Annotated in this window: 24 protein-coding genes; 13 read left to right on the top strand and 11 right to left on the bottom strand. The window is 68.9% G+C overall.

The window, feature by feature from the left end:
- The 4 genes from DM816_RS24295 to DM816_RS24310 all read right to left on the bottom strand — a co-directional run.
- Positions 1 to 1,179, bottom strand: a 1,179-nt coding sequence (locus DM816_RS24295; protein ID WP_162907776.1) for an ROK family protein, incomplete at its 3' end; no start/stop codon positions are given.
- 10 nt (positions 1,180 to 1,189) lie between these two features.
- A complete protein-coding gene (locus DM816_RS24300; RefSeq protein WP_117212713.1) occupies positions 1,190 to 3,391 on the bottom strand; it encodes a glycoside hydrolase family 3 protein in 2,202 nt (733 codons plus the stop codon).
- 84 nt (positions 3,392 to 3,475) lie between these two features.
- On the bottom strand, positions 3,476 to 4,195 hold the full coding sequence (locus DM816_RS24305) for a 2'-5' RNA ligase family protein (protein WP_342768747.1): 720 nt from the start codon (positions 4,193 to 4,195) through the stop codon (positions 3,476 to 3,478).
- A gap of 88 nt (positions 4,196 to 4,283) precedes the next feature.
- Complete coding sequence (locus DM816_RS24310) at positions 4,284 to 5,939, bottom strand: glucuronyl esterase domain-containing protein (protein WP_117212714.1); 1,656 nt, start codon at positions 5,937 to 5,939, stop codon at positions 4,284 to 4,286.
- 291 nt (positions 5,940 to 6,230) lie between these two features.
- On the opposite strand from DM816_RS24310, the gene DM816_RS24315 reads away from it, so the two are divergent.
- Positions 6,231 to 7,265 carry a hypothetical protein gene (locus tag DM816_RS24315; protein WP_117212715.1) on the top strand — a complete coding sequence of 345 codons (1,035 nt, stop codon included), beginning with the start codon at positions 6,231 to 6,233 and terminating at the stop codon, positions 7,263 to 7,265.
- A 6-nt stretch (positions 7,266 to 7,271) separates the two neighbouring features.
- Here the strand turns inward: DM816_RS24315 and DM816_RS24320 are convergent, their stop codons facing one another.
- The 5 genes from DM816_RS24320 to DM816_RS24340 all read right to left on the bottom strand — a co-directional run bounded on the left by DM816_RS24320 (position 7,272) and on the right by DM816_RS24340 (position 12,716).
- Positions 7,272 to 8,483 (bottom strand): cytochrome P450, encoded by a 1,212-nt coding sequence (locus DM816_RS24320; RefSeq protein WP_162907777.1) that lies wholly within the window; start codon positions 8,481 to 8,483, stop codon positions 7,272 to 7,274.
- A gap of 262 nt (positions 8,484 to 8,745) precedes the next feature.
- The gene (locus DM816_RS24325; protein ID WP_117212717.1) at positions 8,746 to 9,507 is read right to left on the bottom strand and encodes a cytochrome d ubiquinol oxidase subunit II; all 762 of its coding nucleotides are present in this window, start codon (positions 9,505 to 9,507) and stop codon (positions 8,746 to 8,748) included.
- A complete protein-coding gene (locus tag DM816_RS24330; protein WP_117212718.1) occupies positions 9,492 to 10,871 on the bottom strand; it encodes a cytochrome ubiquinol oxidase subunit I in 1,380 nt (459 codons plus the stop codon). Before DM816_RS24330 ends, DM816_RS24325 begins: the two co-directional genes overlap by 16 nt.
- A 59-nt stretch (positions 10,872 to 10,930) precedes the next feature.
- Positions 10,931 to 12,115 carry a cytochrome P450 gene (locus DM816_RS24335; protein WP_117212719.1) on the bottom strand — a complete coding sequence of 395 codons (1,185 nt, stop codon included), beginning with the start codon at positions 12,113 to 12,115 and terminating at the stop codon, positions 10,931 to 10,933.
- 10 nt (positions 12,116 to 12,125) lie between these two features.
- Positions 12,126 to 12,716 carry a TetR/AcrR family transcriptional regulator gene (locus DM816_RS24340; RefSeq protein ID WP_117212733.1) on the bottom strand — a complete coding sequence of 197 codons (591 nt, stop codon included), beginning with the start codon at positions 12,714 to 12,716 and terminating at the stop codon, positions 12,126 to 12,128.
- Positions 12,717 to 12,759: 43 nt separating this feature from the next.
- Here DM816_RS24340 and DM816_RS24345 point away from each other — a divergent pair, with 43 nt between their 5' ends.
- From DM816_RS24345 to DM816_RS24395, 11 genes are all read left to right on the top strand, one after another.
- Positions 12,760 to 13,701, top strand: coding sequence for an ABC transporter permease (locus DM816_RS24345; protein ID WP_117212720.1), 942 nt, complete (start codon positions 12,760 to 12,762; stop codon positions 13,699 to 13,701).
- A 213-nt stretch (positions 13,702 to 13,914) separates the two neighbouring features.
- Positions 13,915 to 14,385, top strand: a complete 471-nt coding sequence (locus DM816_RS24350) for an aminoacyl-tRNA deacylase (protein ID WP_117212721.1) — start codon at positions 13,915 to 13,917, stop codon at positions 14,383 to 14,385.
- Between the two features lie 96 nt (positions 14,386 to 14,481).
- Positions 14,482 to 15,666 carry a cytochrome P450 family protein gene (locus DM816_RS24355; protein WP_117212722.1) on the top strand — a complete coding sequence of 395 codons (1,185 nt, stop codon included), beginning with the start codon at positions 14,482 to 14,484 and terminating at the stop codon, positions 15,664 to 15,666.
- Between the two features lie 24 nt (positions 15,667 to 15,690).
- The gene (locus tag DM816_RS24360) at positions 15,691 to 16,290 is read left to right on the top strand and encodes a class I SAM-dependent methyltransferase (protein ID WP_117212723.1); all 600 of its coding nucleotides are present in this window, start codon (positions 15,691 to 15,693) and stop codon (positions 16,288 to 16,290) included.
- Positions 16,287 to 16,763 carry a macro domain-containing protein gene (locus DM816_RS24365; RefSeq protein ID WP_117212724.1) on the top strand — a complete coding sequence of 159 codons (477 nt, stop codon included), beginning with the start codon at positions 16,287 to 16,289 and terminating at the stop codon, positions 16,761 to 16,763. The genes DM816_RS24360 and DM816_RS24365 overlap by 4 nt, the downstream gene beginning before the upstream one ends.
- 54 nt (positions 16,764 to 16,817) lie before the next feature.
- The gene (locus DM816_RS24370; protein WP_342768748.1) at positions 16,818 to 17,321 is read left to right on the top strand and encodes a SigE family RNA polymerase sigma factor; all 504 of its coding nucleotides are present in this window, start codon (positions 16,818 to 16,820) and stop codon (positions 17,319 to 17,321) included.
- Between the two features lie 8 nt (positions 17,322 to 17,329).
- Complete coding sequence (locus tag DM816_RS24375; RefSeq protein ID WP_162907778.1) at positions 17,330 to 18,538, top strand: WD40 repeat domain-containing protein; 1,209 nt, start codon at positions 17,330 to 17,332, stop codon at positions 18,536 to 18,538.
- A 92-nt stretch (positions 18,539 to 18,630) separates the two neighbouring features.
- Positions 18,631 to 18,840, top strand: coding sequence for a hypothetical protein (locus tag DM816_RS24380; RefSeq protein ID WP_162907779.1), 210 nt, complete (start codon positions 18,631 to 18,633; stop codon positions 18,838 to 18,840).
- Complete coding sequence (locus tag DM816_RS24385; RefSeq protein WP_117212728.1) at positions 18,813 to 19,103, top strand: hypothetical protein; 291 nt, start codon at positions 18,813 to 18,815, stop codon at positions 19,101 to 19,103. Before DM816_RS24380 ends, DM816_RS24385 begins: the two co-directional genes overlap by 28 nt.
- 344 nt (positions 19,104 to 19,447) lie before the next feature.
- Positions 19,448 to 20,827 carry an FAD-dependent oxidoreductase gene (locus DM816_RS24390; protein ID WP_162907780.1) on the top strand — a complete coding sequence of 460 codons (1,380 nt, stop codon included), beginning with the start codon at positions 19,448 to 19,450 and terminating at the stop codon, positions 20,825 to 20,827.
- 139 nt (positions 20,828 to 20,966) lie between these two features.
- Positions 20,967 to 21,737 (top strand): SDR family oxidoreductase, encoded by a 771-nt coding sequence (locus DM816_RS24395; RefSeq protein ID WP_117212730.1) that lies wholly within the window; start codon positions 20,967 to 20,969, stop codon positions 21,735 to 21,737.
- Positions 21,738 to 21,950: 213 nt separating this feature from the next.
- Here the strand turns inward: DM816_RS24395 and DM816_RS24400 are convergent, their stop codons facing one another.
- On the bottom strand, positions 21,951 to 23,420 hold the full coding sequence (locus DM816_RS24400; protein ID WP_246002187.1) for an MFS transporter: 1,470 nt from the start codon (positions 23,418 to 23,420) through the stop codon (positions 21,951 to 21,953).
- 60 nt (positions 23,421 to 23,480) lie between these two features.
- Complete coding sequence (locus DM816_RS24405; protein ID WP_211588832.1) at positions 23,481 to 24,647, bottom strand: cytochrome P450 family protein; 1,167 nt, start codon at positions 24,645 to 24,647, stop codon at positions 23,481 to 23,483.
- A 76-nt stretch (positions 24,648 to 24,723) separates the two neighbouring features.
- Between DM816_RS24405 and DM816_RS24410 the strand changes: the two genes are divergently transcribed.
- Positions 24,724 to 25,606 (top strand): alpha-hydroxy acid oxidase (locus DM816_RS24410; RefSeq protein ID WP_162907781.1); only part of this gene is annotated, 883 nt, incomplete at its 3' end.

A 25,606-nucleotide genomic window follows, 5' to 3' on the forward strand; every position in this document is an offset into this window, starting at 1 on the left:
GGCCGACCGGTTGCCACCCGTAGCGAGCAGCTTGGCCACCGGCAGGGTGGCCGCGCCGAGCGCGACCGCGTCCGGGCCGAGCCGGCACAGCTCGATGGACACCTGCTCGAACGGGCGGCGCAGCGCGTGCTCGCGCGCGGCGGCCCGGATCTGCGCCAGCCGCCGGTTGCCCAGGGCGAGCCCGGCCCAGCCGCCCAGGATGATCCGCTCCGGGTTGAACAGGTTGACCAGCGTCGCTATCCCCGCGCCCAGGTAGCCCGCGGTTTCGGTGAGCACGGCCTCCGCCGCGCGGGAGGAGCTGTCCAGCAGCGCGCTGAACGCGGATTCCTGGTCGTCCACATCGGACAAGCCATAGCGATCAAGGATTGCCTCCGCGCCCACGTATGCCTCAAGGCAACCCCTTGCGCCGCAACGGCAGATGCGGCCGCCATAGACGATCGTCGTGTGGCCCCACTCCCCTGCGCTGCTGCGCGACCCGCGATAGCTGGCGCCGTCGGCGACCACCGACGCGCCGACGCCCGAGCCGACGAGGGCGATGACCGCGTGCTGTGCGCCGCGCCCGGCGCCGAACCACATCTCGGCCTGACCCAGCGTCTTGGCCCCGTTTTCCACCTGTATCGAGAACGGGGTGCCCTGCCGCAGCATGGCTCGCAGCGGCACCCCGTCCCAGCCCAGCGACTGGGCATGCACCAGCCCGTCCTCGCCCTGATCGACCACACCCGGCACGGCCACCCCGACCCCGAGCACCGCGCCCGGATCGACGCCCGCCTGTGCCACGACCGCGCCGATGCCGTCGAGCACGTGGCCGCCCATGATCTCCGGGGTGAGCGTGGCGCGCGAGATCGAATAGTCAGCCTTGCCCAGCGCCCCCATCGACATGTCGAACAGCTCGACGGTGACCCGGGTCTCGCCCACATCGACGCCGATCACATGCCCGAAGCCGGGGGCCACGCGCAGCAGCACGCGCGGCCGGCCGCCGTCGGACTCGACCGAGCCCGCCTCCTCGACCAGGCCCTCGGCGAGGAACTCGGCCACCAGCGTGCTCACGCTCGCCGGGGACAGCGACGTCAGCTGCGTGAGCTCGTGGCGGCTCAGCGGCCCCGCCAAGTAGATCTTCGTCAGCAGCATGGCCCGGTTGGACCGGCGCATGTCGCGGACCGTCGCCCGTCTCAGCGTCATGGCAGTGAGGCTATCCGTGCCGCAGTCCCCATCCATAGGGGAACAGCGGGTCGTAGTCGCGGTCGCCCACGTTGATCGGCACCTGCTGCACCGTGCGGGGCCACGTCATCGGCAGCCGCCCGGTGAACGGCCTGCGTCCAAACAGGACATCCGCCACGCCCGCGCCCTCGCTGCCCGGAAGCCACGACGCCACAAGCGCGTCCATCTGTCCAAGTTGGTCGGTGAGCACCTGCGGCCGGCCGGACACCACCAGCACGACACACGTGCTGATGGCCGAGCACACCTTGTCGATGACCGCCCGGTCGCCCGGCTGCAGCGTGAGCGACTTCTCCTCGTGCTGCGGCGCCGCGCAGAAGCCGCACTCGGGCCCGTCGACGTCTCCGTAGCCCTCGGCGTAGGGTGTCTCGCCCACGACCACGATGCCGACGTCCGCACCGGTCGTCGGCGCCGACGCGTCCTCGCTGAAGGTCACCGTCGCTTGTGGAGCGACCTCACGGATACCCTCCAGAATGGATGTCCCCGGAAGGCTGTCGCCGGAGACGCCCTGCCACTGGATCGTCCAGCCGCCGGCCTGGTTGCCGATATTGTCGGCGTTGCGTCCCGCGACGTAGATGTTTCCCTGCGGCCGCAGTGGCAAGGCGTTTTCATTTTTCAGCAGTGCCTGCGAGGCCGCCACGGCCTTGCGGGCGAGCGCGCGGTGTTCCGGGCTGCCGACCTTGCCCAGGTTGGCCGGTGACGTGAACGGATTGTCGAACAGCCCGAGCTCGAACTTCTTGCGCAGGATCCGCGACACCGCGTCGTCGATGCGCACCATGCTCACCCGGCCCGCGCCGACCTCGGCCAGCAGCAGGTCGATGAACTGCTTGGCGTTGTTGGGTTGCATGGCCATGTCGATGCCCGCGTTGACCGCCGTGCGCACCTTGTATGCGGTCAGTCCGCCGTTGGTGGGCTCGGCCGGGTCGGGGATCTGGTGGATGCCCTCCCAGTCGGATATCACGATGCCGTCGAACCCGGCGCGCTCCTTGAGCAGGCCCGTGATGAGGTCGCGGTGGGCGTGCATCTTGGTCGGGTTGCCCACGCCGTCCTCGGTCCAGTCGATACTCGAAAACGACGGCATGACGCTGCCGACCTTCTCGCGCTTGAGCGCCGGAAGGTAGGGCGAGAAGTCGTACCACGCGAACGCGGGCCGGCTCGTGACCGTCACGCCCTGGTCGATCGTGTAGCGCTGCTCCCACCACGGTTTGCCCCGGTTGGCCTCGGCGATGGCCGGGTCGAACTCGGTGTTGCCGTCGCCCGCGTAGTGCTTGGCGGTGGCGAGTACTCCGGCGTCCTGCATGCCGTCGATGATGGTGCTCAGCTGTGCGACCAGAGCCGGGTCTTCGCTGAAGCTCTCGTAGGTGCGGCCCCAGCGCTCGTCGCGCGCCACGCACAGGCACGGCGAGAAGTTCCACGGAATGCCGGTCGCGCGCACCTCGACGGCGGTCGCGCGCCCGATCTCCTCCAGCAGGCGCGGGTCGCGGGTGGCGCCCAGGCCGATGTTGTGCGGGAAAATCGTTGCGCCGTAGACGTTTCCGTGGCCGTGCACGGCGTCGACGCCGTAGATGACGGGGATCTGCAGGCGCGTGGTGAGCGCCTGCGCCTGGAACGCGTTGACCATGTCGAGCCACGCGGCGGGTGTGTTGGCCGGCGGGGTGGAGCCGCCGCCGGACAGGATCGAGCCCAGCTTCCACTGCGCGATCAGGGCCGGGTTGTCGAAGACCGCGGACCGCTCGGCCTGGGCCATCTGGCCCACCTTCTCCTCCAGCGTCATGCGCTTGAGCAGATCGGCGACGCGCTTGTGCACGGGCTGGCGGCCGTCGAGATACGCAAACCCGTTGGCGTTGACCACGACGGTCGCCGTCGCACCGCCCACGCGCAGCGTGCTGAGCGCGGCCGGTTCGGCCTCGCGATCGGTCGGCGCGGCAAGGGAAATCCATTGCGTGCCGCCTGACGTGAAGGTCAGCGTTCCGGAGCTCGGGCTGAGCCCGGCTATGGCGAAGTCCACGGTCGTGCCGGCGTTCGCGGTCACGCCGACGCGCACGGTGCCGCCCTCGGCTACGGTATAGATGGGACGGTCCAGTGTGATGCTCTGTTCCTGCGCGCCGGCTGGGGCGGACAGCAGTGCGGCGGTCAGCGTGGCGACGGTGAGGGACGCGAGGGTGCGCTTGTCCATGGAAGCCTCCCGAGGCTCGTAATGGATCGACCTCAGGCTATGACCATATTGAAATAAGCGTCAATACATGGCTCGAAAAAAGCCCTAGAGCAGGGGCGTGTACTGTCCGCGAGCATGGTCGGCGACCGCGGCCGCCGTGAACGTGGCGTGGATCGGTAGCACATCCATGCACAGGCGGATCGCGTCGGCCAGCCGGTGGTAGGGCACGCGCATGGACAGCGTGCAGTGCGGGACCCAGGCGCCGGGCCGGTAGTAGTCGAACCCACTCACGCCCGCGGCCGTCAACCGCTCGTGCACGCGGCGGTGATGCTCCAGCAGCTCGGCCGTTGGCACGGGCCCCATCCACAGCACGCGGCCCAGGAACTGTCCAATGTAGTCAAGTCGCACAGGCAGCGGGGGCGCGGCGGGCACGCCATCGAGCGCGGCCCGGATCGCATCGCCGTCGAGGGTTTCCGCGCCGAGGAGGGACAGGTGTGGTCGGTGCCGGCCCAGCGTGAGATCGCGAAGCGTTTGTACCCCCGAATCCTCAAGGGCGTCCCAGAGCCGGCGGATGCGCCGTTCGGCCGGAGAGTCGAGGTAAAGCTCAAGCGCGGCAACCACAAGTCCCACGTTAACGCGCGAATGAGCGCCCCGGCATAAGATCGCGGCATGAGGCAGGCCTATCGCTTGTCCGGCAACCCCGGCGGCGACCCCATGGTGCTGCTGCACGGCGGCGCAGAGCGGGTCCACATGCGACAGCGCGGCCTCCAGCGTGCCGTCCTCCGGTTCGCCGAGGCCGTGCTGCGGCGCGGCTCTCGCCGCCATCGCCACGACCGCGTAGCCGTCGCCGAGGCGGCGCGGGAACCGTTGTCGGCCCGGTGCGCAGCAGTCCTGCGCACCGGGCGCGTGCGCTCTATCGGGCGGTGCAGGTTGGGGCCGATCCCGTGCCGGTTCCGGTGCCCTGGAAGCCGAACTCGACGGACTGGCCGGGCGCGATGGCGCCGTTGTAGCCGACGTTGGTGAACTGGACCGTGCCGGAGGTGGCGCTGCGGTTGGCGTTCCAGACGTTGGTGATGCCGGCGCCCGACGGCAGGGTCATGGTGACCGTCCACCCGTTGACCGATGTGGAACCGGCGGTGACCCGGACCGTCGCGACGAACCCACCGGTCCATTGGTTGACCGAAGCCGTTGCCGTGCAGCCGTTCGGCTGCGGCGACGGTGAGGGGGACGGGGACGTGGATGGAGACGGGGACGGGGAAGGCGAGGGCGAGGGCGAGGTGGACGGCGACGGAGACGGGCCGTCGGACAGGGTCGGGGTCGTCCAATCGCGCCACTCGGCCAGGTTTCCGGCCTTCCGGCCGGAGATCCGGAACGTGCCGGCGGTGTTGCCCGTCTTCAACAGGAACTTCTGGATGTGTTGCTGCAACGGGGTTCGCCACTCGGGGCGGGAGGCGCAGTGGGTACCGTCCTGGACATCAGACCAGTAGGTGATGTTGTCGCCCGCACCGAGTGCGCGGTAGACCTCGGCTCCGGCCAGCGCCGCCACGCTGCCGGACCGGGCGGCCAGCCAGTCGATGTGCGGGTTTTCCATGATGAACAGGCCGCGCGGCGCGACCATGGCCACCACCTGATGCATGTCGACCGGCAGCGCGGCCGGGTTGCCGGTGAACGAGCCGAACGCGTCGCCCAGCCACGGCTGCTCCCCGTAGGCACTGCTCAGCGGCTGCGCGCCGGACTCGCCCGGAATCCCGCGCAGGATCGGGACACCGGCGCTGCCGGACTCGATCGGCATGGTGAGCGCGATGCGCTGATCGAACACGCCGACCGCGAAGGCCCCCTTGCCATAGCGCGAACACCCCGTGACGCCCATCGCGTCGGCCTTGAGCACGCTACCGCCGGACTGCTCGATGACATCGATGATCCGGCTGACCCCCCACGCCCAGGCCGCCAACAGGCCTGTGCTGCTCGATGCGCCGTAGATGGTGTAGAACGCGCCTTGCTTGTTGTTTCGTGGCGTACCTTCTCGTCCGACGGCGAGCGGGTCGTAGTTGATGACGGCGGCGCCGGAGGCTCTGATGGTGGCCGTGTCCGCACCGAAGCCACCCAGGACGACGACCGCCGGGAACGGCCCGCTGCCGCCGCTGGTGGGCAGTTGGACGCTCGCTGAGAAGCCGGCGCTCCTGCCGTTGTGCGAGACATTGACCGTTATGTTGGTACCCGAGACGGTCCCGGTGACGCTGGCGGGCTTGCCGGGCTTGTCGCCATACACGGACCGTTCCGCCAGCTCCCTGATTTCGGCTCGCCGGCACCGCCATTCGGACTTCGCGGAGATGCGCGTGCCGTTCAGCTTCCGGAAGGGATCGGGAAGCCTGGAGCTGCTCGGGATGGAGCCGGGGACGGACACCTGGCAGTCGGTGCCATCGTCTTCGACAGCGGTGATCACGAAGTCGCCGGCGATCGCGTTCGTGCCTTTTGCCATCACCGACACCGCTCCGGTAACCGCGAGCGCCGCTAACGCCAGCACGACGATCGTCGAACGGGTCTTCGAGCGACCCGAGCTGATGATCACTAGGGCTCTCCTTCCGGTTAGGTGTATGGAAATGACGCTGGCGATCGATGATCGCGGATGTCAAATTTTGTCCCAGGCTCAAGCACGCGCCGGTCGCGCGTCAACAACTTCCGAAAACTTTCGGAGCGTTGACCTGCCATCGCCTAAAGTCGAGCGGCTGTTGCGGAGATCGGCTCCCGGAAAGTTCCCGGCAGCTGTTCCCGGAGGCGTGCTGGCGACCGCGAGATGCCTTCGACTTGCGGCGGGCCTTATATTCGCCTGGACGCGCGCACTGCTCAGGGGAGGAACAGCGTGGCAACATCCCATCAAGACGGCCTCGACCCGACCGAGGCGCGGACGCCGGAAGCCTTCATGCAACTGCTGCGTCAGGCCTGCGCCGCGTCGGGTCTGAGCATTGCGGAGATCGCCGAGATCGCCGGTCGGCGCGGCTACGACCTCGACCCGGCCGGTCTGGCCGAGACCCTGGAAAGCCCGACCCTGCCGAACTGGCAGACCGTCACCGGCGTGCTGACCGCCTGCGGGCTGGGCGGCATGCAGATCGACCGGTGGATGCGCGTCTACCACGACCTGGCTGCCCCTGCGGAGCCGGTCGCACCCATGGACCCGGTGACCGTCGCGCCGGAACCCGTCGACGTGGCGCCGGTCAGCGTGCCGCCGCTCGTGCTCACGACCGGACCGGCGACGCCCAGGCGGTTTGGCCCCAAGCACTACGCCAACGCCGCGGGCGCGCTGGCTGCCCTGCTCATGGTGCCGCTGCTGCTGTTCGTCATCCTCAACGGCAAGCCCGACACCGTCGCGGCGGAGGGGACCAACACGGTCCCGCAAACAAGCGACGTCCCGCTGCCCATGCCGTTGCCCAGCGGCCTGCCCGGGGCGGAGCCATCGCCCACCTCGCTCATCGAGGCCACAGCGACCGCGCCCGCACCGGTGACGACGACCACCACCAAGCCACCGACGCGCCCGAGCTCGCCGCCACCACCTCCACCGTCCTCGCCCGCCGACTCAGGCGTGCTGCGCAGCGGCACGGTGAACCTCACACAAAACCAGGGACTCGACCTGGACAGCGGGCAAGTCGAGGGTGCGAACGACGACATATACCGCGGCTGGAGAGGCGACGCCCTAGGCGGCGTGAACGGCGGAAGGATCGCACGCATGTCGGGCATGCCCAGCAAACAAACCTGCCAGGCGGAGCGCGGGAAGACCTTGGTCACCGAACTCCAACCTGGACAGTGGCTGTGCGTGCTCACTTCCGACGGCCGATACGGACGGCTCAACATCATCGCCGTCGGCGACACGATGAAGCTCGCCTACACCGTGTGGACCTGACCGGAGCTATTGGGAGCTCCCCTGCTGGAACGCTATCGGCAGCCGCGTCGGGCCGTACACGGCTTCGGTCGGGGGCAACCAGTCGGCCTCGCCCGCGGGCACCGGCTTTCGCAGACTCGCGGCCAGTCGCGGTAGCGCCTCCTGCAGCTGCACCCGGGCCAGCGCGGCGCCCAGGCAGTAGTGAGCGCCACCGCCGAAGGTCAGCTGCGCGGTCCGCTTGCGGCCGATGTCGAAGGCGTCGGCATTCTCGAACACGTCACTGTCGCGATTGGCCGATCCGGTGATCGGCAACAGGCACGTCCCCGCCGCGAACACAGTGCCCTGAAGCTCCACATCGACCTTGGCGATCCGGGGCACTCCCAGCACCGAGGACGGGCAGTAGCGCACGACCTCCTCCGCGGCGTTCACGGCCAGGTCCGGCCGGTCGGCCAGGAGCTGCCACTGATCCGGATGCGCCATGAACGCCACCATCGCGTGGCCCAACTGATGCTGGGTAGTCCCCTGACCGGCCGACAGCATGGTGATCACCATCGCCCGCAACTCGGCGTCGCTGAGCAGATCGCCGGACTCCTCGGCGGCCATCAGCGCGCTGAGCAGATCGTCGCGTGGCTCCCGGCGGCGGGCCTCGATCAGGTCATCGATGAAGCGGTGCAGGTTCAGCAGGGCCGCCTCGATCCTCGGCGCGTGCTCGGTGACGCTGAGACCGAACATCAGGCCGATATCCTCAGCCCAGCGTTTGACCTCCAGCGACATCCCCTCCGGGATGCCGACAAACTCGCAAAGGATGCGCAGCGTAAAGGGCTCGGCGAAGGCCGCGACGAAGTCGGCTTCGCCGGTCGCGGCCATGGCCGCGATCAGCTCATCGGCATGCGCACGGACCGTCGGACGGAAGTCCTCCACCCGCCGCACGGTGAACGCCTTGCTCACCAGGCGGCGCAGCCGCTGATGGACATCGCCGTCGGAGTTGAGCAGGAAGCTGCGCATGGTGTCCACGAGCAGACCCTCGGTGATGCCTTGCAGCGCAAGGAAATCGGCACCAGGAGTCCGCAGCTGCCGAAGGCCGAGCAGCGCCTGCACCGGCTCGTAACGCAACACGGCCGGGCCGATCGGCGATTGGGCGTACCAGCCCTGCTCACGCAGCGAGCCGAGGACCTCATGCGGCCGGGCCCGGAAGTCCTCGCCGTAAAGGTCCAAGACAGGTGCTGAAGATAACGTCATGACGGTCCGCCAATCACTCCAGTAGCCCGGCCGACCGAGCCGGCTGACACCGATCATAGGCGCCGCCAACCCCCGCGGATCAACGGTGAAGACTTTTGTGCAAGTTGTGCTGCTACCACCGCGACCGGCTCGGTTCCTTGGCGCTGCGCGACAAACTGTTGGAAGAGCACTGGCCTGGGACCGCTATCGGACATGCCCCTGCGCCGGTGGCGCAACACGCTGGGCCGCCGACATCGCGCATCCCTAAGCGCGGCGCGCACAGCTAGGCCGGGATGCGGGGCGCGCGGTCCGGGGGTGTCTCGTGGGAGGCGGCGTGCGGCAGCGGGCGCAGGGTGTCGCGGAACATCCACCACGTGATGGCCTGAATGAGCAGCAGGAGCGGCACGACCACCCACGCGATGGGCACGACCACGTCAAGCGTGGCGGCGTCGGCGGGTGTCCATTGTAGACGCCAGCCGACGAGGAGCACCGCTGCGACGATGGCCGCCGACGTCGCGCCCAGCGCGGCCCAGCGCCGGTTGAGGAACGCCCACCCGTGCACGGCGAACAGCACGACCGCGACGGCCGCACCCATGACGCTGGGCGTGAGGTTGCCCGAGGCCGCGGCCGGGTCGAGCAGCGCCGAACCGAGAGGCGCCGGGTCGTGCCGCGCGGTGGAGCCGAACGCCATGCCCGCCAGCGCCGCGCCCCAGCCCGCCGTGGCCACGATGCCCCCGATCTTCGCCACGGCATCGAGCACGCGGCCACGTGTGAACAGCCGCATGCCGTATGCCGCAGTCACCGTGACCACGCCAAGCAGCGCCACGCCCACAGGGACCCCATGGGCGCCAAACAGTTCACCCTCGCTGACCGGATAGGCCCCGATCAGGAACCCGGCCGCGCCCACCAGCCAAACCTCGTTGGCGAGAAAGAACACGGCGATCCGGTCGTAGTCGGAACGCTCGCGGGCCACCATGGCCACGCCGTAGTCGAGTCCGGCGAGAACGAAGTAGCCGACGACCAACACTCCTAATAGGACAGCCATGTGAGCCCTTCCCCGTTTTGGGCGAATGTGGTGTGTGCCGAACCGTTGCGGCGGGCCGATGCCGGCGAGTCGCGCTCAACGGTGGCGACTCGCCCGCCCGCGCCGACGCGGTGGGCGGGAGCGGCGATGTGGGTGACCGTGCCAGCGGCGCTGGGAATCGCGGTGTCGGGCGCAAGCGGTGCGCCACGATGGGCGGCGCGGGCGATGAGCGCCCAGTTGGTGAGCGCGAGCACGGCCAGGATGCCGGTGAAGGCAACGTAACCGGTCATCATGGGGCCCGCGGAAAGGCCCGGCGTGATGGCCTCGTCGAGCGGCAGCAACCCGTATGCCGCGAACGGCTGCCGGCCGCCCTCGCGGGTGAGCCAGCCGAGAATGGCCGCGACGAACGGGAGTGGCAGCGCGAGCAGCAGAAGCACGAGGGGCACCCGTAAGCGGATTATCAAGTCTTTGAAGAACAGCGGCATGAACAGGCCGACCAGGAACAGGGCCGTCCCGATCAGAATCATGAAGCCGAGCGACACGGCGGCGTATGCGGGCGGGTCGTAGTCGCCGGGGCCGAACCGCTCGGTGAACTGGGCGACGGCCGCCTCGCGCGCCGCATCGTCACCGAACTTGGTTGGCTGCACCGAAGTGACGAACGCGAACTGCGCATAGCCGAAGCCCATGGTGAACAACGAGCCGACGAACGCCACGACCACACCGAGGCGCAGCGAGGTGCGGAAAAAGGCCCGATCCGTGGTGCGGCGCAACAGCTGCCACGAGCTGATGCCCGCGAGGATGAAGCCACCGGTCATGATGGCCCCGGTGACGACGTGTGGCAGGGCCATGACGAACGTGGGATTGGTCACCAGCGCGCCCAGGTCGGCCAGCCGGATCACCCCATCGGGCCCCTGCTCGTAGCCCACCGGGTTTTGCAGGAACGAGTTGGCCGCCATAATCCAGAACACGCTGACGTAGGCGGTGAGCGCGACCAGCCAGATCAGCGCGGTGTGCAGCCATTTGGGCAGGCGGCCGAAGCCGAAAATCCACAGCCCCAGGAACGTGGACTCGAGCATGAACGCGACCAGCGTCTCGATGACCAGCGGCGTGCCGAAGACGTTGCCCAGCCGGTGGGAAAGCCCCGCCCAGTTGAGCCCGAACTGCAGCTCCAGCACGACGCCGGTGGCGATGCCCAGGAAGTAGTTGATGACGTAGAGCCGGCCCCAGAATCGGGTGTGGCGCAACCACTTGTCCCGGCCCGTCACCGCCCACGCGGTCTGCATCGCCACCAGCAGCGTGACCAGCCCGAGCGTCACCAACACGAACAGGAAATGAATGATCGTGGTGGTGGCGAACTGCAGCCGCGCGATGTCGAGAACACTCACGCGCTCAAGCTACGGGCCGGGCCCGACAACCGGATCCGGAAGTTCCCGGAAAACCGCCCCTAAGGGCGTTCCCATGTGACCGGCATCTCCTTCAACCCGCGAACGATCAGGCCCCGCTTCCATTTCAAATCTTCTTCCGGTACCGCGAGGCGAAGCCCGGGCAGCCGGGAGAGCAGCACGCCGAGTGCGACCTGCAGTTCCATCCGGGCGAGCGGTGCGCCGATGCAATGGTGCACGCCGTGCCCGAAACCCATGTGCTGATTGGCTTCCCGCTTGAAGTCGAGCTCGTCGGGCCGGGCGAAGGCGCGCGGGTCCCGATTGGCCGCACCGATCGCGCCGAGCACCGGCTCGCCCGCCTTCACGTGCACCCCGCCGAGCTCCATGTCTTCGGTCGCGTAGCGGGCGAAGCCCACCGTCGCGCCGAGCGGCACGTACCGCATGAGCTCCTCGACCGCCGCCGGTATGAGGCTTGGATCGGACACGAGCTCGGCCATCTTGTCCGGATGGGTCAGCAGCACATAGACGAAGTTCGGGATCTGCGTGACCGTGGTCTCGTGCCCGGCGGCGAGCAGGCCCATGGCCAGGCGCACCATCTCGTCCTCGGTGAGCCGGCTCTGGTCTTCGTCGCGCGCCCGGATCAGGGTGCTGATCAGATCCTCGGTTGGCGCCTGCCGCCGCTGCTCGATGAGGTCGGCCATGTAGGCGTAGAGGCTGTCCCGGTACTGCAAAATGGTTTCAGGGGTTAAAGAGGTGGTCGAGACGACGGCCTCGGTCCACGTGTGGAACTTGTCTTGATCGGTGTGTGGGACGCCGAGCATCTCGCAGATGACGCGGATGGGCAGCGGCGTGGCGAACAGCTCCACGAGATCCGCGGGCGGCCCGGCCTTTTGCATGTCGTCGAGCAGTTCGTCGGCGATCTCCCGGACGCGGGGGCGCAGCTGCTCCACGCGCCGGGTGGTGAACGCCCGCGCGACCAGGCTGCGCAGCCGCGTGTGCTCGGGCGGGTCCATCGCCAGGATGCCGTCGGACATCTGCTGCGGCACGGAGCGCGGCTCGTCCCGGGTGGCGGCCATGGCGCGGCTGAACCGCAAGTCGCCGAGGACGGTGCGCACGTCGGTGTATCGGGTGGCCAGCCAGGCCTCCTCGCCGTAGGGCAGCTTGATCTTGACCATGGGTTCGTCTTGGAGCCGGGAATAGGCCGGGTCGAGGTTGAGCCGGTCGGGTTCGCTGAACGGAAACTTCATACACGCGAGTCTATTCCTTGAACAGCGCCTCGATGCCCCGCAGATAGGTTTCCTTGTCCAGCCTGCCCATGAGCACGCGCTGCAGCCCATAACCGGGCAGGAGTCCAAACAGGACGGTCGCGACGGCCGCGGGATCGGTGTCGGGCGGCAGGTGCCCGGCGTCCCGCGCGCGCTCGGCGATCCGCTCGTACAGCGCGGTCACCTGGCGGTAGACCCGCTTGATCAGGGCGGCGTGCTGCTGGCTGCGCAGCGATTCGGCCCAGACCTGGATCCCCATCGCGAACATGCCGTCGCGGGTGAGATGCTGATCGGCCTTGCCCAGGATCATGCGCAGCGCATCCGGCACCGACGGGGCCGGCTCGGCCATGGCGACCGGCTTGATGACGTCCGTGATCCTGCCGACCGCGTCCTCGGCTATCGCTTCGATGAGTTCTTCTTTGCTTTTGAAGTACCGGTAGAAGGCGCCCACCGACACGCCGGCCTCGGCGATCACGTCCTGCATGGAGGTCGCGTGGAAGCCGTTGCGCGTGAAGCAGCGGCGTCCCGCGTCCAGGATGTGCTGGCGGCGGGCGGCGAGATGCTCCTGGGAGACGCGTGGCATGGATCCCATTGTAAAACGAACGGTTGTTCCATATGATCGGCACATGAAAAACGAACGAGCATTCGCTTTTATTAGGGCTGCCGCGCTCGCGTTGGGGGTCGTGGTCGTGCTGGTGGTGCTGTTGCCGTTGTTCGCCGGGCCGGCGGCCAACCTCGGCCCGCGGGAACTGCCGGTGGGCGTGGCCGGGCCGGGAGCGGCTCAGTTCGCGGCCCGGCTCGATCCGAAGGCGTTCAAGGTCACGACCGTGAGCGACCCGGACGCGGCGCTGCGGGAGCGCGAGGTGTACGGCGTGTTCGTCGTCGAGCAGGGCGGGATCACGCTGCGTACTGCCTCGGCCGCCTCGCCGACGGTGGCCGCGTTGCTGACGCAGGTGGCGCAAGGCGCGCGGGGACAGGTCGTCGACGTCGTGCCGACGCCGGCGAAGGATCCGCGCGGCAGTGGATTCGCGGCCGGGTTCTTCCCGCTCGTGCTGGCGGCCATGCTGGGCGCGGTAGCGCTGTATTCCCGGGTGAGTGGGATGCTCCCGCGGATGGCCGGGTTGTTGACCTTCGCGGTCTTGGCGGGTGCGGCCGGGGCGACCGTGCTGCAGGCGTGGCTTGGCGTTGTGGGCGGGGATTGGCTGCCGATGGCCGGGGGTATTGCGTTGCTTGTGCTCGCGGTGAGCGGGACGGTGCTCGGCCTGGCCAACCTGCTCGGCACGGCAGGAGTTGGTGTGGGTGCCATCCTGGTGTTGCTCGTCGGCAACGCGCTTGCGGGTGTCGCGGCCGCACCCGAGCTGTTCCCGCAACCGTGGGGCGATGTGGGTCAGTGGCTGCCCATGGGCGCGGGCGCCACCGCTCTACGCTCAATCGCATGGTTCGACGGCGCGGGCGGAGCGGGTGCACTTTGGACGGTCGCCGCGTGGGCGGCATTCGGCCTCGCCGCACTCGCGGTCCCACGCAAACGCCCGGCGGTGTCAACGGTCAGTGAGCCGGCGTTGGCGTAAATCGGTTGCCTCGCACGGAAGGCACGAACAGCCATTCCCCATGGCACGACGGAGCCATGGAGCGGTCGGCACTCGATACGGCGAACAGGACTTCTTCGCCCTCCGCCCGATCCTCAGCGCCGCACAACGCTCGTGGCTGTGGGAGTCGCTGGGCAGCGTGCGCCCCAAGCCATCCTTGGCCGGCACGCCTCAGATCGGACTAATGTTCATGGCATGACCGCTGAGAAGGCCGTGGCGGCCGCCGGGCTCGACTACGAGGTGGTGCGGCACGCACCCGTGCGCAGTGTTGCGGAGGCCGCCGCGGCCCGTGGCGTGGAAGTGCCCGACGTCGTGAAAACCATCGTCGTGCGCCGAGGCGAGGACGACTACCTGTTCGTCCTCATCCCAGGCGACCGCGTCATCTCCTGGCCCAAACTGCGCGCCCTGCTCGGCGTCAGCCGACTCTCGATGCCCGACGCCGCCACGGCCAAGGCCGTCACAGGATACGAACGCGGCACCATCACCCCGTTCGGCAGCACCCGCCCCTGGCCCGTCATCGCCGACTCCCGCCTCTCCGGCCGCCACATCACCCTCGGCTCCGGCGAACACAACGTCGCCCTCGCCCTCGACGCCGACCCCGCACTGTCCACCTTGGACGCCACCACCGCCGACATCACCGACCCCGACCAAACAATGTCGGCATGAAAGACCAGAAGCACAGGCCGCCGGAGACAGCGCCCGCCTGATTCCAGTTCGAGGTTCCGCGTGCCACCGTGACTCCCGCGACGTAGCCTTGGCCGCATGACACAGACCGACATCGATCCACATATCATGTTGGCCGCCCTGCGCGAGGCCGGGCCGGTGCACGAGATCCCTTTCCCGCCAACCGAAACAGGCACGGCGTGGCTCATCACCCGCTATGCGGAGGCCCGGCGGGCGCTCAACGACCCGCGCCTGGCCAAGGGACCGCTGCAGGACTCGCCGCTGCAGGCCGCCAACCCGCTGCCACCCGAGACACTGCGGGCGATCAGCAGGCACATGCTCGACGCCGACCCGCCGGACCACACGCGCCTGCGGCGGCTGGTGTCGGCCGCGTTCACGGCACGCCGGATCGAGGGCCTGCGGCCGCGCATCCGCGCCATCTCCGACGAGCTGATCGGCGCGCTGGCCGGGCGGGACCGGGCCGACCTGATCGACGATTTTGCCTTCCCGCTGCCGTTCCAGGTGATCTGCGAGCTTATCGGGGTACCGCAGGTCGACCGCACCAGCTTCCGAGCCTGGTCGAACGTCATCGTGGCAGGCGACGCCGCACCTGGCGAAGAGGAGAGCCACGCCATCACATCGATGGTCGCCTACGTCCGGGAGCTGGTGGAGCGCAGGCGGGCCGAACCCGACGACGCGCTCATGAGCGGGCTGATCCGGGCCAGCGACGCCGGTGACCGGCTCGACCGCGACGAGCTGACCTCGCTGGTGTTCCTGCTCCTGATCGCGGGGCACGAGACGACCGTCAACCTGATCGGCAACGCCATGTATCTGCTGCTGGGCCGGCCCGAACAGGCGGCCGCGCTGCGCGCCGATCCGGCGCTCATCCCGGGCGCGGTGGACGAGTTCCTCCGGTACGAGAGCCCGGTCAAGGTCTCGACCCTGCGCATCGCCACCGACCCGGTCACCATCGCCGGCACCACCATCCCGGCCGGTGCGGTGGTCATGATCTCGCTGATGGCGGCCAACCGGGACGATTCGGTGTTCCCGGAAGCGGACGAGCTTCAGCCAACCCGGGCCGACGCGCAGCAGCACCTGGCGTTCGGGCACGGCGTGCACTACTGCCTGGGCGCGCCGCTGGCCAAGCTCGAAGGCGAGATCGCGATCGGCGCGCTGCTGGCCCACTTCCCGGGCATGCGAGCCGCCTTGCCGTTGTCCGAACTGGAATGGCGGCCCGGCATGCTGCTGCGCGGCCTGCGGCACCTCCCCGTCCACCTGCGCTGAGAGGCCCTGCTCTATCCTCGGCTGATGGCATCGACCAGCCTGGTGTACCGAAGCGCGTCCGGATACGAGCTCGTGATGCGCATGCTCTATGGGCGGCATTACACGGCGCGCTACGAGGCCATCTCTGCGCGGATCCCGGGCGGGTCAAGCGTGCTCGACGTGTGCTGCGGGCCCGCGGTGCTGTACCACAGATATTTGAAAGCGAAATCGGTTCGCTACACGGGCCTCGACATCAACGAGGGCTTCGTGCGCCGGCTCGGCGCCAACGGGCTGCAGCGCGATCTGCTGGCCGACGACAGCCCTCTCCCCGAGCACGATTTCGTGGTGATGCAGGCGAGCCTCTATCACTTCCTGCCCGATCCGGGGCCCGTGGTGGACATGCTCCTGGCGGCGGCACGCTCACTGGTCATCATCACCGAGCCGGTGCGCAACCTGGCCAACAGCGACGTGAAGCTGGTCGCCATGCTGGGCCGGCGCCTGACCGACCCGGGCACCGGCGAGCAGGCCAGCCGGTTCACCGAGGCCACGCTGGACGCGTTCATGTCCCGCTACAGCGCACACCTCGCCGAGGCGACGCTGATCGCGGGCGGCCGCGAGAAGCTCATCGCGCTGCGCCCGGCATGACCCCGATCGCCTACGTCAAGGGCGACGCCACCAGCCCGCAGGCCAAGGGGCCCAAGGTGATCGCGCACATCTGCAACGACCTGGGCGGGTGGGGCAAGGGGTTCGTGCTCGCCGTGTCTAAGCGGTGGCCGGAACCGGAGCACGACTACCGCGACTGGCATCGGCATCGCGCGGGCAACGACTTCGGGCTGGGCGCGGTGCGGCTGGTCCAGGTGCGGCCCGACATCTGGGTGGCCAACATGATCGCGCAGCACGGCATGAAGACCGGCAGCGCCGGCCCGCCGATTCGCTACCCGGCGGTGGAGCGGTGCCTGTCCACCGTGGGCGATGAGGCCCTGCGGCTGCGCGCCTCGGTGCACATGCCGCGCATCGGCTGCGGCCTGGCGGGCGGCACGTGGGATCGGATCGAGCCCATCATCGAGCGCACGCTGGCCCAGCGGGACGTGGCCGTCACGGTCTACGACTTCGATTAGCCGCGAACAACGGCGGGCGCGCACCCCTCCATGCGCGCACGCGCGAGCGTATACATGGGTATGGACGGTGCCGAGGAGTCGTTTCACGAATACGTCAGCGGGCGCGTGGCCGGGCTTTCCCGCATCGCGTATCTGCTGACCGGCGATCCGCATCTGGCCGAGGACCTGGTGCAGCAGGCGCTGATCCGCGTGGCGCAGCGGTGGGAGGCGATCCGCGACGACCCGGACCCATACGTGCGGCGTGTGATCTACACACAGCACGTGTCGTGGTGGCGGCGGCACCGGGCGGACGCCGTGCCGAGCGACCGCCTGCCGGAGAGGTCCACATCGGACCCGGCGCACCAGATCTCGCTGCGCCTGAGCATGCGCGAGGCCCTGGCCCGCCTGGCTCCGCGGCAGCGTGCCGTCCTGATTTTGCGCTACTACGAGGACCTGACAGAGGCGCAGACCGCCGAGGTGCTCGGCATCGCGGTTGGCACTGTCAAAAGCCAGACACGCGATGCCCTCGCCCGCCTGCGCGTCGTAGCGCCCGAACTTGAAGGGGTGGCAGCACAGTGAACGACCTGATGCAGCGAACACTGACCGACATGGCGGAATCGGCGCCCATCGCACGGGTGGGTGACGATGTCTGGCGGCGCGGCCGCAGGCGTCGCACCCGGCGCAGGCTCGTCCACGCGGCGCTCGCGCTCACCCTCGTGCTCTCGCCGGCCGCGTTCGTGCTCCAGTCCGGATGGGAGCGCCAATCCGAACCTGCCACGGCCGAGGATGACCCGCTCGTCCTGCCGGTGCGGATCGGCCGGGCGCAGTCCGCGACGTCCACTTTGGACGAGGCGCCCAACGGGCCGGCCATCGCCGCGTTCAACACGCCTATCACGCTGCGGCTCGGCACGGCCGTCACCGAAGGGGTGGCGCTGATCGGACGCGACGGCTCCTACCGGGTACTGCCCAAGACGGTGGACAACCAGTGGCTGCTGTCCCCCGACGGGCGGCTGCTCGCCCGCCACGGTGAACTGGTCAACCTCATCGACGCCGGCCGGGAGGCCATCCCCGAGGCCCGGCACCTGCTCGCCTGGGACCGGACCGGGAAGCGGCTGCTCTACGCGGACGGCAGCGACCTTTATCTGCGCGACGTCGAAGCCCATGCGCACCGCAAGCTGTCCACCCTTGCCTCGCAGGCCGAGGCCGCCGCCTTCTCTCCTGACGGCAGCCGGCTCGCGGTGACCTGGGGCGGCAGGCTGCACGTGCTCGACGTCCAAAGCGGAGCGGAGCAGTGGAGCGCCAATATGGACGGTCACATGGCCGGGCAGGCCGCGTGGACGCCCGATTCGCAACGGGTCACGCTGCTGCAGGTCCAGGAGCCGAGGATCAATTCGCGAGGTTATCGGGAGCCGAGTCAGTGGCGGCTGGGCTTTGTGGGCCCGTCCGGGCGGGCGGAGTTCGAGCAGGAGTGGCAGCGGGGCTGGGCGCACCACCTCGCCGGTTGGCTCGGCGGCGACCCGGTCGTCGCCCTGCACGACCTCGCCGAACACGACGGGATCGTGCTGCTGCGCACCCCGCTGGGCGGCGGTGACCGGCAGCTGCTGACGGTCTTCCAGACGACAGTGCCACACGTGGCCTGGAGCATCATCGAGCGGGCCGATTTCGGCGGTCGGCCGCTGGCGCAGGGATTCGACGACTTCCAGCGATCCTTTTACGCGGCCGCCACGGTGCTGCTGGTGGTGACGTGTCTGGTCATTCTGGTACCGCTGTTCTTGCGGCGCAGAAGGCGCGCTTAGCTCTGTGAGCCGAGGGGAGGCCGAGCACTTTGGAAGGTGCGAACTTCGCCGACCTCCCCGGATGGCAGCCAGCGGGTCGGGAATCCGCGATCGTGGCCACCGAACTGATCAAGACCGGGTTCACCACGGCGCTCGACACCCGCCCGACCACCGAGGAGTGGGACGACCGGGTGATCGCCTACGGCCAGGACTACATGACGCTGGCGCGGCCGAACTGCGCAACCGGCTCGCCGGCGACCTCGTGGTGTTGCAGCAGAACCTGGAATCGCCGCGGATGTGGAGCATCGCCGCCCGCGCGCTGACCATGCTGGGCAAGGTCTCATCCAAACCCCTGGAAGCCATTTCCTGGTACCGGCTGAGCGGTGAGGTGGCCGACCGGAGCCAGGATGAGACGACCCGCGTCTGGGTGCGCGTCTTCGACGCCGGGGGCTCGTCGGAGCAGATCAGCGACTTCGCCATCCCGGAGTGGCGCATGGCGGTCATCTCGTCGCTGCTGCTGGCCCGGCTGGGCGACGAGCGACGCGCGCTCGCCACCCAGGACGACGCCCGCCGCACCCTGCCCTGATGCTCGCCGAGATCGAACGAGCGTAACTTCACGCTCGCCCATGGCCGACGGCACGTTGTCTACATTGGAGTTCCGGTCGTCGTCGCTGCGCTTGGCGGAGCTCGTTGCCGCCGAACGGTTGGTCGCCTTCTCCGCGCGGACGACACGGGCCTCACCGAACCGTCCGATGCCGTGTGTCGCCCACAAGACGTTGCCGTGTCGGCGAATTGACCGCGCGTGTGGAATGCCCGATCTGCCGCCGTGACGCGATCCACAGTATCGCTTTCCAGACCCGTTATTCACTTTCATCACTCCCCCGGCGGCCGTAACTTCTTCACATCCCACCGATGAAACGGAGAACTACCGTGTCTGCCAAAGACCGATCCGGGCACGCCATCGTGCTCGGTGCGAGCATCGCCGGCCTACTGGCCGCACGAGTGCTCAGCGAGTCGTTCGAGAAGGTCACCATCTTCGACCGCGACGAGCTCCCGCTCAACCACGACAACCGCCGCGGCGTGCCGCACGGGGAGCACACCCACGGACTGCTCGCCTTTGGCCGCAAGGCTTTGGAGGAGCTGTTCGACGGCTTCGCCGCCGACATCACCGCGCTCGGCGCGGTCCCGGTCGACCTCGGCCGCGACCTGCTCTGGTTCGGTGACGGGCTGCGGTTCCCCCGCACGGACGCCCGGCTGATGGGCCTGGGCGTGAGCCGCCCGATGCTGGAAGGCTATGTGCGCGACCGGATCCGTGCTCTGTCCAATGTGGAGATCCATGACCGGACCGAGGCGCTGGGCCTGCTGACCGACGACGACCGCAGCCGGGTGACCGGCGCGCGGGTGCTGCCGCGCGGCGGTGAGGCGCTTGAGGTTTCGGCCGACCTGGTCGTCGACGCCACCGGGCGGGGCAACCGCGGGCCGACGTGGCTTTCGCAGATCGGCTACGCCAAGCCGGTCGAGGACGCGGTTGATTCCGTGGCCGGATACGCCAGCCGCGAATACCGCCGGGTGCCCGGCGACGCGGACTTCTCCGGTTTCGTGCTCAACCCGTGGCCCGAGCACCCGACCGGTGCCGTCGCCATGGCGGTCGACGGCGACCGGTGGATGGTCACACTGGTCGGATATGACAGCCGCAACTTCCCACCGTCCGATCCGGACGGTTTCCTGGAGTTCGTGCGGCGACTGCCCCACCCTGAGCTGTACGAGCTGCTGAGCCGGTCCGAGCCGCTCGGCCCGCCGATCAAGATGCGGCTTCCGGTCAGCGTGCGCCGCCGCTACGAGCGGATGCGCCGCCTGCCCGAGGGCCTGATCTCCATCGGCGACGCGATCTGCGCGTTCAACCCCGCCTACGGGCAGGGCATGACCGTCGCGGCCGCGGAGGCGCTCGTGCTGCGCGAGTGCCTGGCGAAGGGGCGCGCGGGGCTGCCCCGCCGGTTCTACGCCAAGACGGCCAAGCTGATCGACGTGCCCTGGGACATGGCGGTCGGGGCCGACCTGCGCTACGGGCACGTGCTCGGTACCAGATCGGCTAAAACGAATTTGCTCAACGGCTATGTCGCCCGGCTGTTTGTCGCGGCCGCCAAGCACCCGTCGGTCGCCAAGGCGTTCCTCTCGGTCGCCAACCTGATGGCACCACCGCAGAGTCTCTTCGCGCCGGCTGTGGTGGCGCGGGTGCTGCGGGCAGGCGCGCGGCCGCAGCTGCCGGTCGCGGCCAAGGCGCCGGTGCGCGAGCTCGAACCGGTTGGCTGACAACTGATCCGGCAAAGGTCTTCCCCGTAACACTCCGCTTGGGGCTCCGCCAGCGAAGCCCCAAGCCGGCCCCCCATGATGCCGGGCTCGCCACAGCGAACCCGGCATCGTGGGGAGTCGGTGAGGTTACGATCTGGCAGTGAAGCTGGGTGGGTTACACGTTGTCGTTACCGGGGCGGGGCGGGACTCTGGACGGGCGCTGGCGTTGGCTTTCGCGCAACGGGGGGCACATGTGTTCGTGGCGGCCAGGGATTTAGCGGCAGCCGCACGGACCGCTGAGCTGATCGCGGAAGGCACGCCCGGGACCGCTGAGGCGTTCGCTTGCGACCTGGCAAGCCCGGACTCCATTCGGGCGTTCGCGGCCGAGCTGGCCCGCCGCACGAATCACGTCGATGTTCTGGTCAATAACGGTGCGGCGTACCTTCACGGTGAGGAGCTTGGCGACGCCGAGGACGAAGCCATAGCCGCCACCATTGCGGGCGCCGCGACCGGGACGGTATTGCTCACCAAGCACTTGCTGCCGTTGCTGCGGTCCTCGGCACGACCCGACATCGTCAACATGATTTCCGCGTGCGGCGAGGCCGGCCACCGCCGGTCGCAAGCCCATCCGGCGTTCTACGCCGCGAAGCATGCGCAGACTGGACTCGCCGAAATCCTGTCTCACCGACTGCGGGCCGACGGGATCCGGGTGATTTCCCTTTTCCCACCGGACTTCGTTCAGGACGGGCCGCGTGAGCAGCATGGTCCGCTCACCGCCCAATCCGTTGTGGAGTGTGTCATGTTCGCGGTGGGGCAGCCTCGGGACTGTTTCATCCGAGAGTTTCGCTTCGAGCAGGACCAGCCCAGGTCGGCCCGGCCGGCGTCGACCGACATCGACCAGGACACGCTCGATGATGCCTCCGTTGGCTAACGTAAGTGCCGTTCCAGGCGGCGAAGCCAGGTGTCGATCATGCTGATGTTGACGCTCGACGTCCACACCCCGCCACGCCCGCAGTACAGGTGATACGACGAAGTCGTCGCAAGGAATAGGAGCGCGCCGCGCCGGAAGCTGCGGAAACGCTTGGCAGGGCGCGGCGCTTACACCGGTGCGCCGATAGGCCCTCAGCCACCTAAGAAACACGGCTTAGCGGCGCGGTTGGGTGAGTGCTTCGTCGTCGCCTGCGGGGCGGGCATTGGGCGGTGTGGTTGCGCTGCCATGGGCCGGCGCGTCGGTGGGGTGGTCGGGCTCGGCCGGCGCGAGGGCGTCGGCCGTCGTTGGCTCGTGTGCCTGGGCGGGCGTCGCGTTGGTGGTCGTGTCGGCGGGAGTTGTGGCGTCGTCAGTGGGGGTGGGCGGGATGTCGAGCGGGTGGGCGAGCTCGTCCTTGCGCATCTTGGCCCACACGATGGCGATGACGGCGATGGCCACGGGCAGTGCGCCGGCGAGGACGAAGGTGGGGCCGACACCCATGCTCCCGCTGACCGGGCCGGCCAGCGCCATGGACAGCGGCATGAAGGCCAGCGACACGAAGAAGTCCAAACTGGACACCCGCCCGAGCATGTGCGGCGGCACGCGCCGCTGCAGCAGCGTGCCCCAGATGACCATCGGCGCGGAGAAGCACACGCCCACCACGAACACCGCGGCCGCGATGAGCCAGACGTCGCGGGCGAACCCGACCAGCACGAGCGGCAGGCAGCCCGCGCCCCAGAACAGGTTCATGATGGTGAGGTAGCGCCGGGGCATCTTGAATGAGGCCATGCCCAGCGAGCCCAGCGCGCCGCCGATGCCGAACGCCGCCATCACCACCGCGTGATCACCGGGCCCGCCGCCGGCCCGGTCTTTGATCGCGAACGGCACCAGCACCTCGATCGGCCCCATGATCAGCAGGATGAGCACCGACGCGAACAGCAGCGTGGCCAGCAGCCACGGGGTGCGCACCATGTAGACGAACCCGTCGCGCAGGTCGATCAGCGTGGCCATCACCGGATGCGCCGTCTCCCCCGATTTGTCGCGCCGCAGCGGCACCGGCCGCACCGCGAGCAGGAACAGCACGCCCGCGAGCTCAAGCACCGCCACCACCGCGAGCGCCGCCGCCGGCGACCATGCCGCGATCAGCGCGCTGGCCAGGGCGGGCCCGGCCGCCTGCATTACGGTCGGGCGCAGCATGCCCTCGACCCCGTTGGCGGCCATCAGGTCTTCGGCCGGGAGGATGGACGGCAGGAGCGCCGAATAAGCCGGATAGGTGAACCCGTTGCCAAGGCCGATCACGAGCGAGACGGCGACCAGGTGCCACAGCTGCGCCCACCCGGTGATGGCGAGAAGCGCCAGCACCGCCACGGAGACCATGCGGGAGCTGGCCACCGCGAGCAGGATGCCGCGCTGCGGCACGCGATCGGCGAGCACCCCGCCCAGCAGCGTGGTGGCGAGCATGCCGATCGCCGCCGCCGCGGCCACATAGGACAGGTCCGTCGGGCCGCCGCCCATGGAGATGACCTGCCACACCAGGGCGATCATCCACACACCCGCCGCGAACAGGCTCATCATCACCGCACCCGCGAGCCGCCGGTATTGCCCACTGCGGAAGGGCCGCAACGGGCCCCGCAACCACCTATCCATGCCCGCGACTATGCCCGACGGGTACGACAATCCGCCGCCGATTAACCCGCCAGATGTGATCTACGTCTCATCAAAATGTCGCGCGCACAGCCGCAGCCTGCGCGCACGCCAGACCATGTACGTCCCGAGCACTAGCTGAACAACCGGACGCCAGACCGACTCCCACCGATCGCGCACCTTCACGTATCGCAGCCTCCAGCGAGGCGCCGAAACCCCCACGGGGGTCACCACACAGGGCCCGCGATTGGGCAAAGGCCGGTCATGCGAGGCCGACGTGGCAAACGCGTGCCGCCGCAACAACTCCCGCACCACCGCCTTCACCGACACCGGCGCGAGCCGCCACGCCGGGCACGGCCGGTTGGCCGCGACCCCGAACGGGATGTCCCCGCCCGCCCCGTGAAACTCCGGATAGTTGAAGCACAGCACCGACCCCGCCGGGATCGAGTGCCCGTCCGACAGCGCGATGTCGTCCGTCGTGATGCGATGCGCGATCCCGAACAACGGAAACCGGTGCAGCGTCTCCTCCAGCAACCGGTCCAACAGTGCCTCGTCGCGCAGAAATGACGCCTGCGCGGCCGGGTCATGCCGCGCCAGCACCATCAACAGATGTGCGGTCGCCTCCGAGCTTTGCACCACGGCCGTGTTGAAGAACGTCCCCTGCAAGTAGAACGCCTGATCCTGGGCCGAAAGCAGCGAGGGAAGGGAGTGCGGGACGGCCTCGAGGGCACCCTCCAAATAGGAGGTCAGCCGCAGCCGCCGCCGCATGTGTCGCAGCCCGCAGCCCTTCAATGCGGTTATCACATCATCGGCATTGCTGACAATCAATTCCCGCGCGGTCAACGGCGCCGGGGCCTGAAACACGACCCGGTGATAGAACTCCGCCCAAACGGGCATGACCCAGTCGCGCAATCGCACCGACCCATCGGCCGAAGGCAACGCTGAACGCACGCTTTCCGAGGCCAGCGACACCGCGACAGCGGCCGGCATGGCCAGAATCCGGCGCGTGCACCGGGCCACCTCGTCGTAGACCGGCCCCGGCTCCAGGTGCTCCTGATGCACATGCGCCCCGGGCGAAAGCCAATACCAGAACAGATCGGACAGTGGCGCCCCACGGCTACGCCCATTCGCCGCCGGGTGCGAGTACAGCTCCAGGAACCGGTCGGCCGGCACAGCGATCCCCTCGTCCCCGTTGATGCGCGTAAACAGCCAGCTGCGCAGCCTGATCATCACATCCCTATTACGGACACCGCACCCACGCGAGATTCGCCGAATCCCGATCGACCGCCCCACCCGTACTACACGCATGGTCAACGTCCGCGATTTCGAGGCCAAGGCGCGACACGCCCTCGATCCGGTCTACTTCGACTATTTCGCCAGTGGCGCGCAGGACGAGGTCACCGTGGCCGCCAACGAGGCCGCGTTCCGGGCCCGCACGCTGATCCCGCGCGTGCTGCGCGGGCTGCTGCCCGCCCAGGCCGAGACAGTCCTGTTCGGACTGACCAGCACGCTGCCGGTCCTGCTCGCCCCGACCGCGTTCCACAAACTCGCCCACCCGCAGGGCGAGGTCGCGACCGCACGCGCCGCCGCACGCGCCGACATCATCATGATCGCTGCGATGCTGTCGACCGTCACCATCGAGGAAATCGCGGCAACCGGCGCGAAACTGTGGTTCCAGCTTTACCTCCAGCCCGATCTGGGCTTCACCGAATCGCTGATCCGCCGGGCCGAAGCCGCGGGCTGCGGCGCGCTGGTGCTCACCGTCGACTCACCCACCCTGGGGCGCAACGAGCGCGGCGACCGCAACGACTTCCACGACCTGCCGCCGGGCATCTTCTGCGCCAACATGGGCGGCAACGGGCACGTGCGCTCCGTCGTGCTGTCCCCCGAGATCTCGTGGTGGCACGTCGACTGGCTGCGCGAGCAGACCGCGCTGCCGATCGTGCTCAAGGGCGTGCTGCACCCTGCCGACGCCCGCATCGCGCTCGACCACGGCGTGTCCGGCATCATCGTGTCCAATCACGGCGGTCGCCAGCTTGACACCACACCGGCCACAGTGGACCGCCTGCCGCACATCGTCGAGGCGGTTGGCGGGAAAATCCCCGTGCTGATGGACGGCGGCGTGCGCCGCGGCACCGATGTCGCCAAGGCGCTCGCGCTTGGCGCGCAGGCGGTCGCGATCGGCCGGC

This window comes from Allorhizocola rhizosphaerae, from assembly GCF_003426775.1.
Taxonomy (GTDB): Bacteria; Actinomycetota; Actinomycetes; order Mycobacteriales; family Micromonosporaceae; genus Allorhizocola; species Allorhizocola rhizosphaerae.